This is a genomic window from Streptomyces sp. NPDC012474, assembly GCF_042955185.1.
Taxonomy (GTDB): Bacteria; Actinomycetota; Actinomycetes; order Streptomycetales; family Streptomycetaceae; genus Streptomyces; species Streptomyces cahuitamycinicus.
The window spans coordinates 23377-38366 of sequence record NZ_JBIBEP010000008.1; the positions used below are offsets into that span (position 1 = coordinate 23377).

Annotated in this window: 11 protein-coding genes; 3 read left to right on the forward strand and 8 right to left on the reverse strand. The window is 72.7% G+C overall.

The window, feature by feature from the left end:
• Window positions 1–120: 120 nt before the first annotated feature.
• The 3 genes from ACFY9S_RS18895 to ACFY9S_RS18905 all read right to left on the reverse strand — a co-directional run bounded on the left by ACFY9S_RS18895 (window position 121) and on the right by ACFY9S_RS18905 (window position 4999).
• Window positions 121–912 (reverse strand): trypsin-like serine protease, encoded by a 792-nt coding sequence (locus tag ACFY9S_RS18895; RefSeq protein WP_391129643.1) that lies wholly within the window; start codon window positions 910–912, stop codon window positions 121–123.
• Between the two features lie 205 nt (window positions 913–1117).
• Complete coding sequence (locus tag ACFY9S_RS18900) at window positions 1118–3970, reverse strand: AAA family ATPase (protein WP_391129646.1); 2853 nt, start codon at window positions 3968–3970, stop codon at window positions 1118–1120.
• Between the two features lie 213 nt (window positions 3971–4183).
• Window positions 4184–4999, reverse strand: a complete 816-nt coding sequence (locus ACFY9S_RS18905; RefSeq protein WP_391129649.1) for a LuxR C-terminal-related transcriptional regulator — start codon at window positions 4997–4999, stop codon at window positions 4184–4186.
• A gap of 125 nt (window positions 5000–5124) precedes the next feature.
• Between ACFY9S_RS18905 and ACFY9S_RS18910 the strand changes: the two genes are divergently transcribed.
• A complete protein-coding gene (locus tag ACFY9S_RS18910) occupies window positions 5125–6804 on the forward strand; it encodes an AMP-binding protein (RefSeq protein WP_391129652.1) in 1680 nt (559 codons plus the stop codon).
• Complete coding sequence (locus ACFY9S_RS18915) at window positions 6801–8387, forward strand: AMP-binding protein (protein WP_391129655.1); 1587 nt, start codon at window positions 6801–6803, stop codon at window positions 8385–8387. The genes ACFY9S_RS18910 and ACFY9S_RS18915 overlap by 4 nt, the downstream gene beginning before the upstream one ends.
• 18 nt (window positions 8388–8405) lie before the next feature.
• Here the strand turns inward: ACFY9S_RS18915 and ACFY9S_RS18920 are convergent, their stop codons facing one another.
• The gene (locus ACFY9S_RS18920; RefSeq protein WP_391129658.1) at window positions 8406–8912 is read right to left on the reverse strand and encodes a GNAT family N-acetyltransferase; all 507 of its coding nucleotides are present in this window, start codon (window positions 8910–8912) and stop codon (window positions 8406–8408) included.
• Between the two features lie 33 nt (window positions 8913–8945).
• Window positions 8946–9851, reverse strand: a complete 906-nt coding sequence (locus tag ACFY9S_RS18925) for a hypothetical protein (RefSeq protein ID WP_391130396.1) — start codon at window positions 9849–9851, stop codon at window positions 8946–8948.
• Window positions 9852–10219: 368 nt separating this feature from the next.
• Between ACFY9S_RS18925 and gcl the strand changes: the two genes are divergently transcribed.
• A complete protein-coding gene (gcl, locus tag ACFY9S_RS18930) occupies window positions 10220–12004 on the forward strand; it encodes a glyoxylate carboligase (RefSeq protein WP_391129661.1) in 1785 nt (594 codons plus the stop codon).
• A gap of 342 nt (window positions 12005–12346) precedes the next feature.
• On the opposite strand, the gene ACFY9S_RS18935 is transcribed toward gcl, so the two are convergent.
• The 3 genes from ACFY9S_RS18935 to ACFY9S_RS18945 all read right to left on the reverse strand — a co-directional run bounded on the left by ACFY9S_RS18935 (window position 12347) and on the right by ACFY9S_RS18945 (window position 14904).
• Window positions 12347–12583 carry a hypothetical protein gene (locus ACFY9S_RS18935; RefSeq protein WP_062929894.1) on the reverse strand — a complete coding sequence of 79 codons (237 nt, stop codon included), beginning with the start codon at window positions 12581–12583 and terminating at the stop codon, window positions 12347–12349.
• A 583-nt stretch (window positions 12584–13166) separates the two neighbouring features.
• On the reverse strand, window positions 13167–14057 hold the full coding sequence (locus tag ACFY9S_RS18940) for a 2-hydroxy-3-oxopropionate reductase (protein ID WP_391129665.1): 891 nt from the start codon (window positions 14055–14057) through the stop codon (window positions 13167–13169).
• 25 nt (window positions 14058–14082) lie between these two features.
• Window positions 14083–14904, reverse strand: a complete 822-nt coding sequence (locus ACFY9S_RS18945) for a TIM barrel protein (RefSeq protein WP_391130399.1) — start codon at window positions 14902–14904, stop codon at window positions 14083–14085.
• Between the last annotated feature and the right edge of the window lie 86 nt (window positions 14905–14990).

The window sequence follows — 14990 nt, forward strand, 5'->3', positions numbered from 1 at the left end:
CGCCGCGCCGCCGCCCCGCGCCGCGCCGGGGTTTGGGGGGGGGGGGGGGGGGGCGGGGGGGGCCCCCCCCCCCCGCCCCCTGGTCTTTCACCTGAGGGCTACTCAGGAGCTAGCGCGTGATCACGAGTTGACCTGAGTCGTGACCAGGTTGGAGAAGGTGGTCAGCCGGGTGTAGATGCCCGGGTAACCGGCCTGGGCGCAGCCTTGGCCCCAGGAAGTGATGCCTGCCAGGACGCCCCCGATGAGCAGGGGGCCGCCGCTGTCGCCCTGGCAGGTGTCCACGCCGCCGGAGGTCTTTCCGGCGCACACCATGTCGCTCTTCACGAAGTCGGAGCCGTAGGAGCTCGCGCAGCTGGAGTCGGACACGGTCGGTACGGTCGCGGTGCGCAGCTGGTTGGAGGCGCTGCCGTTCTCGGAGGTGTCACCCCAGCCGAGGATGCGGGCGGAGGCACCGGCCGCGTACACCGAGGTCTGGGAGGATGAGACGTACTTCGCCGGGGTGTACGGCATCGACGTCGACAGCGTCAGCACGGCCACGTCGTCGCCGTTGGAGACGGAGGTGTAGCTCGGGTGCATCCATATCTTGCTGACTCTGGCCACCGTGCCGTTGGTGCCGTTGAGGTAGGTGCGGCCACCGACGACACGCACGCTGCCGGTGGTCTCGCCGACCATGCAGTGCGCGGCGGTGACGACCTTCGTGGGCGAGACGAGCGTGCCGCCGCAGAACTGGTTCTGCGAGGCGTCAGTGATCTGCATGACGAACGGGTACGCGGACGTCGTGGTCGTGGTGCCGCCGACGATCGGCTGGGGCGCGGCGACGGCCGTGGGGGCGGCGAGCAGCGCGGTCGTGGCGGCGGCGGCGGTCGCCGCGGCGACGGCGGCGGCCTTCCTGGCAGCGTTGAGCCCGAACATGGGTCTCCTTGGGGAGTTGCCGGTGGGGGGTCGCGCGGGTGGTCGTGATGCACGGGGACCCTGACGCCGTTGTTCGGATCTCCGTGTGCCCGGCGAGCGGCACGCCCCAAAGCTAGAGCCCAGCGGACCGGGGCCCAATGAGGGAACCCCCTAAGGGAGTTGGGCAGGGATAACCCTCGGTCCGGCGCCGTAAACCCAGGTGGGGTCAGGTCGTGCGGCGGCCCGCGGCCAGCCGGACGATGTCCACCCGGGAGCGGATCCCGAGCTTGCGGTAGACCCGGGTGAGCGTCGCCTCGACGGTCTTGACGCTGATGAACAGGCGTGCCGCGATCTCCCTGTTGGTCGCTCCCTCCATCACCAGCGAGGCGACTTGACGCTCCATCGCGGCCAGGCCCGCCAGCGCGTCCAGGGCGACGGCCGGCGCGGCGGCGGGCGGTTCCACCGCCGCGGGACCGGCCGTGGCGGCGGCGTCGACCTGCCGCAGCCACGGCAGCGCGCGGCAGCGCCGGAACAGCCGGGCGGCCTCGTCGTACGACGCCGGTCCCGGCAGGGGCCTCGCGCCGCTGCGGGGGAAGCCGGCGGCCTGGGTGCGCAGGCGGGCCAGCGCGAAGGCGGCCCGGGCCTCCTCGAGCCCGTACCCGAGCCGGCCGAGCCGGTCCTGCACGGACGTCAACCGGGCGGCGGCGGCCTCGTGTTCGCCACGTGCCGCCCGCACCAGCGCCTCCGCCCGGTCGAGGACGGCCAGGACGCTCTGCCGGCCCAGCCGCAGCGCGTGCGCCCGGGTCGTGTCGATGACGTCCTGGGCCTCCCCCGGCTCGCCGATGCGGACCAGCGCCTCGGCGAGGTCGCCGTGCCAGCGGCCCCGCCCCGGGTCGTTGATGCCGAGGCCCTGCTCCAGCTCCCGTACCCGGCGCAGCGAACGGACGGTGGCGGCCGGGTCGCCGGCCACCAACTGGGCGTAGCCCAGCGCCGCGAGAGCCCGGGACAGGTACATCTGGTCGCCGTCGACCTCGGCGTGGTCCGCCGCCTCCCGGGCGAGGGCCAGGGCCCGGTCGACGTCCCCGGCGGAGGCCTCGGCGAGGGAGGCGAGCATGGCCGAGGCGCCTTCGCCGATCCCGGAGTCCCGGGCCAGCCGCAGACTCTCGCGGGCCAGGTCGAGAGCCCGGCCGCAGTGCCCGGAGCGCAGTTCCGTGTCGGCGAGGAAGCGCAGGAAGTGCACCTCGCTCTCGACCATCCCGCGCCGGCGCACCTCACGCAGCAGCGCGGTGATCGTCGCCCGCGCCTCGGGCAGCTGGTCGCTCATGATCAGCCAGCGGAACCGGGCCGACCCGGCGCCGTTGTGGTGGCAGGCCACATAGGGGTCCTGGGGTTCCTTCAACGCCCGTTTGACGGTCGCGGGGGCGTCCGGGTGGCCCATCAGGGTCTCGGTGGAGGCCTGGAAGGACAGTGCCATCAGCTCGGTGCGCCGGTCCCCGCCCCGGGCGGCCAGCTCCGCCGCGTGCGCCGCCTCCTGGCGGGCCTCGGCGAAGTCGCCCTCGACGACCAGGCCGCGCCAGGCCAGCTGGTAGTAGACCTGGGCGAGCAGGCGCGGGTCGTCGCCCGCGTCGGCCAGGACCTGCGGGAAGACGGCGTCGACCTCGCCGAGGGCCTGCCCGGCCGCCTCGATGACCACCATCCACGCCCGCACCCGCTCCGCGGGCACGCTGGCACGCGTCAGTACGTCGCGGGCGATGTCCCGGGCGAGATCGGCCTCGCCGGCGGTGATGGCGTCCTCAGCGGCCTGCAGGCGCCGCTCGTCGGGGCCGGGGGTGCTGTCCGCCGGGGTGTGCCGGGCGGACAGCAGCCCGAGCGAGGCGGCCACGGAGGGCGCGCCGCGGTCCCGGGCCAGCGCACCGGCCTCGGCGAGCCGGGCCGCCACGTCCGGGTCGGTGCCGGTGCTGGCCAGAGCCAGGTGCCGGGCCCGCTCGATCGGGTCGGAGGCCGCCGTGGACAGCGCGGCGTGCACGGCCCGCCGCTCCTGCGCCGGAGCCTCCGCGTAGAGCGCTGCCGAGATCAGCGGGTGCGCGAACCGCAGGGCCGGTGCCTCGGGGTCCGTGGCGAGCAGCCCCAGGGCCGCCGCCTGGGCCGTCTCGGCCTCGGCCTGCTCCCGGCCGGCCGCGTGCAGCAGCGCCAGTGTGGGACGGGCACCGGCGCTGGCCACCAGGAGGGTGCGGCGCGCCTCGTCCGACAGCATCTCCAGCCGGCTCAGCACCAGCGCCCGCAGCGAGGTGGGCACCGGCAGCGGCTCACCCGGCCGCGGCCGGGCCGGACTCTCGGCCAGGGCCCGGCCCAGCTCCAGCGCGAAGAGCGGGTTGCCGCCGCTGGTGCGGTGGATGTCGCGGATCGTGGAGCGGGACAGGGGCGTGTAGCCGCGGTGGTCGAGCAGCGCCGAGACCTGCGTACGGTTCAGCGGGCCCAGCCGGACGGCGAGCGTGTCGGGCGGGGAGGCGGGCAGATGCCGGTCGTACTCCTCGCCCTCGGTCCGCACCGCGCACAGCATCTGCACGGGCGTGTCACCCAGCCGGCGGGCCGCGAAGCCGAGCAGTTCCGCACTGGCGGCATCCAGCCACTGGAGGTCGTCGGCGACCACCAGCACCGGGCCCCTCGCGGCGAGGACGCGCAGCGCCGACAGCACCGCCAGACGCAGCGCGAGCCCGTCCCGCTGGAGCGTGGACTCGCCGCGGCCGGTCAGCGCCGACTCCAGGGCGGTGCGCTGGGCGCCGGGCAGCGCACCCGACACGTCCTCCAGGACCAGCCCGAACAGGTCGGCCAGTGCCAGGAAGGGCAGGTGGGATTCCGACTCGGTCGCCGAGCAGCGCAACACCGTCCGCGCCGCACCGCCGTAATCCGCGGCCAGCGCCCGCAGGGCCGTCGACTTTCCAATTCCGGCCGGACCGTGGAGCAGCACACTGCCGCCCCGGCCGAGCTGCTCACGGGCCGAGGTGAACAGTTCCTCCCGACCGATGACCAGGTCGGGGCGGCTCCTGGGAGGCTCCTGGAAGTCCCGTCGCACGGTCACCGCTCCCCTCCCTGTGTCGTGTCCTGGCCAATATTAGGCAACAGTTCTTTGAATTTCGGAGGGACGGCGTCGTGAGGGAAATAACAACGGGTGCCGGCGGGCGAATTCATCGGTCTCCCGAATGCGGCGGAACAGGGGGCCGGTGTCCCGTCGGGGACCCTCCGGCAGCCTCGGCAGCCCGAACGAGCGGGCACGACAGAAAACACCACAAAGCTATGGCAACCACCCCGCCCGGCGCGCGGCGACCACGGCCTCGCCACGGGTGCGGGCCCGCAGCTTCCGCATGGCCGACCGCAGGTACCCCTTGACGGTCTCCGGCGTCACACCCAGCCGGTCGGCGGTGACGGCGTTCGTCGCACCCGCCGCGACACACGCCAGTACGTCCACCTCGCGCGGCGCGAGCCGGACCCGGGGCGACCCGGCCGACCCGGCCGTCAGCAGAGCGCACGCGCCGAGCACCTCCGCACGCAGTCCCGGGTCCGTGATCCGCCCGGCCAGCGCCCGCAGCGCCGCGTGCGCCTCCCGCACCTGCTCCCACCCCGGTCCCGCACCGGCCCCCGCCCCGGCGACGAGCGTGCGGGCCTCGTCCCGGACGGCCAGCGCCCGCTCCACGTCCCGCGCCGCCTCGACCGCCGCGTCCAGCATCCGGCCGCCCAGCGGCAGAGCCGTCCGCAGCGCCCCGTACAGCACCCCGCGCACCCGGTGCCGCACCACCACCGGCACGGCCAGCACCGAGCGCAGCCCCTCCGCGGCCACCGGGGCGTCGTACTCGTGGCTGATCTGCCGCGAAGCCGAGTAGTCCGTCACCACGCACGGCCGGGACAGCGCCACCGTCTTGCCGCCGAGACCGGTTCCGGACGTCACCACCAGCGACCGCAGGGCGTGCGTCGCCGTGCCGCTCAGTTCGCTGATGCGCATCTGCTGCCCGGCCTCCAGCAGGCCGCCGAAGGCGACCGGAAGGCCGGTGCCCCGCCGCAGACGCAGCAGCGCGCTGCGCATCTCGACCGCGTCGGACGCGTCTGTCGTCACCTGATCGCCCCTTCGCTACGGCCCTTGCGCGGGCGCACCCCCCGTTCGGGGGTAGTGAGACCTGCATCACGGATTACACGATGGCTCGGAGCCGCCCGGCAATGGTCCGGCACCCAGGAGGACAGATGACATCGGCGACGGCACTGTTCCGCGACGCGCGGGATTTCCTGCTGGAGCACCGCGAGGACTACCCGACGGCGTACGAGGGCTTCCGCTGGCCACGCCCCGAGTACTTCAACTGGGCGCTCGACTGGTTCGACGAGATCGCCGACGGCAACGCCCGCACCGCCCTGCACCTCGTCGAGGAGGACGGCCGTGAGACCCGGCTGTCCTTCGGGGAGATGTCCGTGCGGTCGGCCCGGTTCGCCACCTGGCTGCGGGCCCGGGGCGTACGCGCCGAGGACCGGATCCTCGTCATGCTCGGCAACCAGGCCGAACTGTGGATCACCGCCCTCGCCGCGATGAAACTGCGCGCGGTGGTCATCCCGGCCACCCCGCTGCTCGGCCCCGCCGACCTGCGCGACCGCGTCGAGCGCGGCCGGGTCCGGCACGTCATCGCGCGCACCGCGGACACCGGCAAGTTCGCGGAGGTCCCGGGCGACTACACGCGCATCGCCGCGGGCGCCGCCGGTGCCGTGCCGGACGGCTGGCTGCCGCTGGACGATGCCTACGGCGCCTCCGCCGACTTCACCCCCGACGGCCCCACCCGGGCCGACGACCCGCTGATGCTCTACTTCACCTCGGGCACCACCGCCCGGCCCAAACTCGTCGAGCACACCCACACGTCGTACCCGATCGGCCATCTGTCGACCATGTACTGGATCGGCCTGCGCCCCGGCGACGTACATCTGAACATCTCCTCACCCGGCTGGGCCAAGCACGCCTGGTCCAACCTGTTCGCCCCGTGGAACGCCGAGGCGACCGTCTTCCTGCACAACTACACGCGTTTCGACGCCGTCCGTCTCATGACCGAGATGGACCGGGCGGGCGTCACCACCTTCTGCGCCCCGCCGACCGTGTGGCGCATGCTCATCCAGGCCGACCTGACACAGCTGCGCACCCCGCCCCGCGAGGTCGTCGCGGCCGGCGAGCCGCTCAACCCGGAGGTCATCGAGCAGGTCCGCCGCGCCTGGAACCTCACCGTCCGGGACGGCTTCGGCCAGACCGAGACGGCCGTGCAGGTCGCCAACAGTCCCGGCCAGCCGCTCAAGACCGGCTCGATGGGCCGGCCGAGCCCCGGCTACCGCGTCGAACTCCTCGACCCGGTGTCCGGCGCGCCGGGCGCCATGGAGGGCGAGATCGCACTCGACCTGTCGGACCGCCCCGTCGGCCTGATGACCGGCTACCACGGCGACGCGGACCGCACGGCGGAGGCGATGGCCGGCGGCTACTACCGCACGGGGGACGTCGCCGCCCGGGACGACGAGGGGTATCTGACCTACATCGGGCGCAGCGACGACGTCTTCAAGGCCTCCGACTACAAGATCAGCCCGTTCGAGCTGGAGAGCGCGCTGCTGGAGCACGACGCGGTCGCCGAGGCGGCGGTCGTCCCCGCGCCGGACGAGCTGCGGCTCGCCGTCCCCAAGGCGTACGTCGTCCTGGCCGCCGGCTGGGAGCCCGGCGCCGACACCGCGAAGGTCCTGTTCGAGCACTCCCGCGAGGTGCTGGCCCCCTACAAGCGCATCCGCCGCCTGGAGTTCGCCGACCTGCCCAAGACCGTCTCCGGCAAGATCCGCCGGATCGAGCTGCGGGAGGCCACGGCGGCCGGGTCGGACGCCGAGTACCGCGAGGAGGACTTCCGGTGAGCTCCTACAGTCATGGCACCGGAGGGACGGCGCTGCTCGGCGACACGATCGGGGCCGGCCTGGACCGGGCGGTGGCCACCTGGCCGGACCGCGAGGCGCTGGTCGACGTGCCGTCCGGCCGACGCTGGACGTACGCGCAGTTCGGCGCGGCGGTCGACGAGCTCGCCTCCGCCCTGCACGCCTCCGGGGTCGCCAAGGGCGACCGGGTGGGCATCTGGGCGGTCAACTGCCCCGAGTGGGTGCTCGTCCAGTACGCCACCGCCCGCATCGGCGCGATCCTGGTGAACATCAACCCGGCATACCGCACCCACGAGGTGGCGTACGTCCTGAAGCAGGCCGGCGTGTCCCTGCTGTTCGCCTCCCTCGCTCACAAGACGAGCGACTACCGGGCGATGGTCGAGCAAGTACGCGGCGGTGTGCCGGAGTTGAGGGAGGTGGTCTACTTCGGCGACCCGGGCTGGGAGGCGCTGCTCGGGCGGGCGACCCCCGACGCGACATACGACGAACTCTCCTGCGACGACCCGATCAACATCCAGTACACGTCGGGCACGACGGGCTTCCCGAAGGGCGCGACCCTCTCCCACCACAACATCCTCAACAACGGCTACTTCGTGGGTGAGCTGATCGCCTACTCCGAGCAGGACCGCGTCTGCATCCCGGTGCCCTTCTACCACTGCTTCGGCATGGTCATGGGCAATCTCGCCGCCACCTCGCACGGCGCCTGCATGGTCATCCCCGCCCCGTCCTTCGACCCGAAGGCCACCCTGGACGCGGTCCAGCAGGAGCGCTGTACCTCGCTCTACGGCGTCCCGACCATGTTCATCGCCGAGCTGAACCTCCCCGACTTCGCCTCCTACGACCTCTCCTCCCTGCGCACCGGCATCATGGCGGGCTCGCCCTGCCCGGTGGAGGTGATGAAGCGGGTGGTCACCGAGATGCACATGGCGGAGGTCTCCATCTGCTACGGCATGACCGAGACGTCCCCGGTGTCCCTCCAGACCCGGCGGGACGACGACCTGGAGCACCGCACCGGCACGGTCGGCCGGGTCCTGCCGCACATCGAGGTCAAGGTCGTCGACCCGGCCACGGGCGTCACCCGGCCGCGCGGCACGGCGGGCGAGTTGTGCACCCGCGGCTACAGCGTGATGCTCGGCTACTGGAACGAGCCGGAGAAGACCGCCGAGTCCGTCGACGCGGGCCGCTGGATGCACACGGGCGATCTCGCCGTGATGCGCGAGGACGGCTACGTCGAGATCGTCGGCCGCATCAAGGACATGATCATCCGGGGCGGGGAGAACATCTACCCCCGCGAGATCGAGGAGTTCCTCTACGGCCACCCGAAGATCCAGGACGTCCAGGTCGTCGGCGTCCCGCACGAGCGCTACGGCGAGGAGGTCCTGGCCTGCGTCATCGCCCGCGACCCGGACGACCCGCCGACACTGGAGGAGCTCCGGGCCTTCTGCGAGGGGCGGTTGGCGCACTACAAGGTCCCGGCCCGGGTGCGGATCCTCGACTCCTTCCCGATGACGGTGTCCGGGAAGGTTCGCAAGGTGGAGCTGCGGGAGAGGTTCGCGGACGGTTGAGGTGCGCCGGCCCGCCCGTCACAACAGGGCGCGCATGCACACCCGTGGCCAGCGGTCCAGGCCGAGTCCGGCCTCCGTCGCGCGGATCGCGCGCAGGCCGGGCGTGAGGTCCGCCTCGGGGAGCGCGCGGAAGCCGAGGCGCTCGTAGTAGGGGGCGTTCCACGGGACCTCCGTGAAGGTGGTCAGCGTCAGGGAGGTCAGCCCCTCGTCGCGAGCCCGCTCGGCGGCGTGGGCCAGGAGTGCGCGGCCCACGCCCCGGCGGGCGGCGCGCGGGTGGACCGAGACCTGCTCGATGTGCAGGGCTCCGTCGACGGGTTCGGCGAGGAGGTAGGCGACCGGCCGGTCCTGCGGGCCGCAGGCGACCCAGCAGCGGCCCGCCCGGCGGTAGTGCTCCAGCACGTCGAGGGCGGGTGGCTCGTCGTCGGCGATCTCCGGCATGCCGAGGTCGCGGAAGGGGGCGCCGGCGGCCCGCTCGATGTCCTGGAGGGCGGGGAGTTCGGCCGGGGCAGCGGGGCGGATGCGCATGTGGTGAGTATGCGGTGCGGTGCGGTGGCATGGTCAGGAGGTCCGCTGTTCGGTACCGGTCGCGGCCAGCGTCTCGGCCGGGGCGTTCACCGGCCTCGGTATGCCGGTGAGGTCCAGGACGAACAGGGGGACCCCCAGGGCGTCGGCGCGGGCCAGGGCTTCGTCCGTGTACCCGGCGAGGGAGAAGTAGAGGCAGTCGGCGGACTCGGTCATGGCCGTCAGCCACAGGCACTCCACGTCCCGCAGGCCCGCCGGGCGCACGGCCGGGTCCACCTGCGCGACGACACCGCGGGCGGCCAGTCCGATACCGGACGGGGGCCGCTGGTCCGCCCGCCGGACACCCCGGTATCCGAGCCGGCGCAGATACAGCGCGGTGGCCGTGACGGCGTCGAGGGCGGTACGGATGGTGACGGAACTGAACGGAGGCCGGGCGGAGCCGGCGTCGCGCGTGACGGTGGCATCGGTGGATGCGGCGTCCGAGGCGGCGGACGCGTCGGCGGTGGCGGCGGAGGAGTCGGGGGTGTCGCGCGGGCCGGCCGGGGGGCGCAGGCGCGGTGCGGCGTCCCGGCCGTCTGTGCCGTCCTGGCCGTCCGTGTCGTCCTGGCTGCTCGTGCCTTCCGTGCCGTCCCGGCTGCCCCTGCCGTCCTGGCCGTCCACGCGGTCCACGTTTTCCCTGCCGTCCCGGTTGCTCGTGCCGTCTCGGGCGGACGTCGTCTCCCGGGCGGACCTCCCGTCCTGGCCCGCCGTGTCCTGGCCCACCGTGTCCCGGCCGGTCATCGCACACTCGGCGGGCGACGTCCCACCGGTCGCCGGGTCCTGCTCCCCGATGCCGCCCGGGCCCTCCACCACCGCCACCCGCAGCACCACCCCGCACGGGCACCCCACCTCCGGACGCGGCCACTCGCCACGCCGCCCGCAGGAGCCGCACCGCACCGTCAGCCAGTCGTCCTGCCAGACCCGGTGGGCGACGGGCGTCGGTGAGCCGGCGCGGTCCAGTCGCGGAGCCACCGGCGCGCCGCAGGCGCAGGGGTACCCGGGAGCCGTGTACCGGTGCTCGCGGCGGCAGGCCGGGCAGCGCACCGCAACCGTCTCGGGCATGGCCACTCCAGAACCGTGTCGCGTCGGGACAGCGTGCCCATCGTGCTCCCTCGGGCCCTGCCCTGTCCGGCGCTTGGCGTCTCTTGACGCGCTTCACCCACCCCGCATACATTCATTCCAGATAGCAGAAAATAAATTCCACAATACGGAAGAGCTCACCGCGGGGCGCGACGGGAGTGCGAATCCGACAGCCGAAGCAGGAGTACTCGATGGCTCGAATGACCGCTGCCCGCGCGGCAGTTGAGATCCTCAAGCGGGAGGGCGTCGCCGACGCGTTCGGTGTCCCCGGCGCGGCGATCAACCCCTTCTACGCGGCGCTCAAAGCCTCCGGCGGCATCACCCACACCCTCGCCCGGCACGTCGAGGGCGCCTCGCACATGGCGGAGGGCTACACCCGCGCCCACCCGGGCAACATCGGCGTCTGCATCGGCACCTCGGGTCCGGCCGGCACCGACATGATCACGGGCCTGTACTCCGCGACCGGCGACTCCATCCCGATCCTGTGCATCACGGGCCAGGCCCCGACCGCCGTGATCCACAAGGAGGACTTCCAGGCCGTCGACATCGCCTCCATCGCCAAGCCGGTCACGAAGATGGCCGTCACGGTGCTGGAGGCCGCGCAGGTCCCGGGCGTCTTCCAGCAGGCCTTCCACCTGATGCGCTCCGGCCGCCCCGGCCCGGTCCTCATCGACCTGCCGATCGACGTGCAGCTGACGGAGATCGAGTTCGATCCGGAGACCTACGAGCCGCTCCGCGTCTACAAGCCCGCCGCGACCCGCGCCCAGATCGAGAAGGCGATTCGGATGCTCAACGCGTCCGAGCGGCCCCTGATCGTCGCGGGCGGCGGCATCATCAACGCCGACGCCGCCGGACTCCTCGTCGAGTTCGCCGAGCTGACCGGCACCCCGGTCGTCCCGACCCTGATGGGCTGGGGCCTGCTGCCCGACGACCACGAGCTGAACGCCGGCATGGTGGGCCTTCAGACCTCGCACCGCTACGGCAACGCGACGTTCCTGGAGTCCGACTTCGTCCTCGGCATCGGCAACCGCTGGGCCAACCGCCACACCGGCAGGCTCGACGTCTACACGGCCGGGCGGACGTTCGTCCACGTCGACATCGAGCCCACCCAGATCGGCAGGATCTTCGCCCCCGACTACGGCATCGCCTCCGACGCCCGCGCCGCCCTGGAACTGTTCGTCGAGGTCGCCCGCGAGCTGAAGGCCACCGGCGCGCTGCCCGACCGCTCCGCATGGGCCGGGGCCGCGCAGGAGCGCAAGGCGACCCTCCAGCGGCGGACGCACTTCGACGACATCCCGATCAAGCCGCAGCGCGTCTACGAGGAGATGAACAAGGCCTTCGGCCCGGAGACCCGGTACGTCTCCACGATCGGCCTCTCGCAGATCGCCGGCGCGCAGATGCTGCACGTCTACCGGCCCCGCCACTGGATCAACTGCGGCCAGGCCGGCCCGCTCGGCTGGACCGTCCCGGCCGCGCTCGGCGTCGCCAAGGCCGACCCGGAGGCGTCCGTCGTCGCGCTCTCCGGCGACTACGACTTCCAGTTCATGCTGGAGGAACTCGCCGTGGGCGCGCAGCACAGGATCCCGTACGTGCACGTCCTGGTGAACAACTCCTACCTGGGGCTGATCCGGCAGGCGCAGCGGGCGTTCGAGATCGACTTCCAGGTCAACCTGGAGTTCGAGAACCTCAACTCGCCCGAGCTCGGCGTCTACGGTGTCGACCACGTCAAGGTCGCCGAGGGCCTCGGCTGCAAGGCCATCCGCGTCACCGACCCGGCGGAGCTGGCTGACGCCTTCGAGCAGGCCAAGAAGCTGGCCGCGGAGCACCGGGTCCCGGTCGTCGTCGAGGCGATCCTGGAGCGCGTCACCAACATCTCCATGTCGACGACCAACGACATCGGCAACGTCGTGGAGTTCGAGGAGATCGCCACCGAGCCCGGCCACGCGCCGACCTCGATCAGGACGCTGAAGATCTGACGCGCAGGGAAGCAGAGGGGCGGTCCGTCCGTGGGGACGGGCCGCCCCTCTGGCAGCAGGTCCGCCTCCACCAGGCCACGCAGATGCAGATCCACCACAGCGACGGTTGCGGGAAGGCCCGCGGGCCTTCCCGCAGCGGCGCGATCTCTTACGGCTCCAGCCGGACCGCCGTACCGTCACTCATGGCCTCACCCCCGTACCGAGGCCCGCCGCCCCCGTGCCGGCGGGCCCCGTACGACGAGAATGTGCCCGGCCCCGGGGGCGGTTGAAGCCCCCGGGGCCGGGTTCAGAGCTTGATTTGAGGCTTCCGTACAAGGCGTACGACCGATGCCGTAGGCGCGATCACGCTTCGTGGTGCTCCGACAGTCCCGGCCAGTCGTCCGGCCCGCCGCCCTGCCACTCGACGAGGTCGCTCTCCGCGACGTCCGTGACGTACAGATCGGCCAGGCGCAGGATCTCGGCGACGTCGTCGGCGTGGGTCGCGACGCCCAGCGGCTCCTCGCCCAGGGTGACCCGGCGCGAGCCGTCCAGGGCGGGGGCGTGGACCACGACATGCGGGTGCTCGGTGGGAGGTGCCATGCCTTCAGGCTGCTGCGAACGGGACCGGTCCGCACCCTGGGAACGGCTGGCCGTCCGGCGGCGCGAGGCTGGGCGCGACAGGACGTTCGCGCCGCCGGACGGGGTCGGGGGGAGAGGGGTGGGCGGTGCCGGGACCGCGGCGGGTGCGACGGGCTCCGGGGCCGGCTTCCCTCAGGCCGAGAAGCCGGCCCGGGCCCTTCACCACCGCACTGGCTCACACGCCGCCGCGGTCCGTGCCCCTGGCCTTGTCCATGCCTGGAGGACCACCCCTCATCCGGGTCGCCCCGGGCGGTCGGACACGGCCAGGGAGTTCAGTCCTCGCGCAGGTCGCGGACCGCCTCCTCCACGAGCCGCCCGTACGCGGGGTCGGCGGCGTGGAAGTGCGCGAGGTTCTTCTCGATCTCGTCGTACCGGGAGACCTGGGACAGGGCCGCCGACGATCAGCAAGGCGTCAACAATATGTTGAAGCGATGGGCATGGCTGGTTCCGGGCGGCGCAGCCGCCTTGGGCGCGACAGGACTGGTGTCAGCGGCGACGCCGCCCGGGGATGGAGGGCCCGGGGCCAGGGCCCGGGGCGGAGACGTCAGACCTGGGCGCCGGAGAGCCGCTCCACGGCCCGCAGCAGCGCCGAGTGGTCCAGGCCACCGTCGCCCTGCGCACGCAGGGACGCGACCAGCTGGGCGACCACGGCACCGACGGGCAGGGCCGCGCCGACGGTGCGGGCGGCGTCCGTGACGATACCCATGTCCTTGTGGTGCAGGTCGATCCGGAAGCCCGGCTTGAAGTCCCGGGCCAGGAAGTTGTCCTTCTTGCGGGTCAGCACGGTCGAGCCGGCCAGGCCGCCGTTCAGGACGTCCAGGGCGGCCTTGAGATCCACGCCCGACTTCTCCAGGAAGACCACGGCCTCGGCGCACGCCTGGATGTTCACGGCGACGATCAGCTGGTTGGCGGCCTTCACGGTCTGGCCCGAGCCGTGCGGACCGCACAGCACGATGGTCTTGCCGAGCGCCTCGAGGATCGGCTTCGCGGTGTCGAAGTCGGCCTGCTCGCCGCCCACCATGATGGACAGCACGGCCTCGACAGCTCCCGCCTCACCGCCGGACACCGGGGCGTCCAGCACGCGGATGCCCTTGTCCCTCGCGGCCTTCGCCAGGTCGACCGAGGTCTGCGGAGTGATCGAGGACATGTCGATCAGCAGTGCGCCGGACCGCGCGTTCTCCAGGATGCCGTCGGGACCGTAGGCGATGGCCTCGACCTGCGGGGAGGCCGGGACCATCGTGATGACGACGTCGGCGTCCCGCACGGCCTCGGCGATCGAACCGGCGGCGGTCCCGCCGGCGGCGGCCAGGCGGTCCAGCTTGTCCTGCTCCAGCGTGTAGCCGGTGACCTGGTAGCCCGCCTTGATCAGGTTCTCGGACATGGGGGAGCCCATGATGCCGAGTCCGATCCACGCGACCTTGGGGAGTGTGCTCATGATGGGGTGCCTTTCGGATACGGGGTCAGCGGGACAGCCAGTCGAAGGCCTCGGCGCTCGGGCGGTCGCCCGGCTTGTACTCGAGGCCGACCCAGCCGTCGTAGCCCGCCTTCGTCAGCTGATCGAGGAGGTCTTCGAGGGGGAGCGCGCCCGTGCCCGGCGCGCCACGGCCCGGGTTGTCGGCGATCTGGACGTGGCCGGTCTTCGGGGCGAACCGCTCGATCACCGACGGGAGATCCTCGCCGTTCATGGACAGGTGGTAGAGGTCCATCAGGAAGCGGGCGTTGCCCAGTCCCGTCGCCTCGTTGACCTGGTCGACGACCTCCACTGCCGCCGGGGCCGACACCAGCGGGTACCGGGGTGACTCCGGCCGGTTCAGTGCCTCGATCAGCAGCACCGCGCCGATCCGGTCGGCGGCCCGGGCCGCGAGGGTCAGGTTCTCCACGGCGAGCGCGTCCTGCTCGGCCGGGTCCACGCCTTCGACGCGGTTGCCGTACAGGGCGTTGAGGGCCGTGCAGCCGAGGGAGGCGGCGAAACCGGCGGCCACGTCGATGTTGGCGCGGAACCGCTCCGACTCCTCGCCGGGAACGGACAGGGCGCCGCGGTCGGGGCCCGGGAGCTGTCCGGCGTAGAAGTTCAGGCCGGTGAGCCGGACGCCGGCGTCCTCGACGGCGCGCTTGAGGGCGTCGAGCTCGGACTGCTCGGGAACCGGCGAGTCGACCCAGGGCCACCACAGCTCGACCGCGGTGAAGCCCGCCGCGGCGGCCGCCGCGGGGCGCTCCAGGAGGGGCAGCTCCGTGAAGAGGATCGACAGGTTGACGTTGAAGCGCTGGTCTGCGAATCCCATCGGGGCGGCGCTCCCTTCCGTGTCTTCCATGGTGCGAGCGTCCATGGCGCTTATTCCGCATTATGGAATCTTGTTTCTGCTTAACG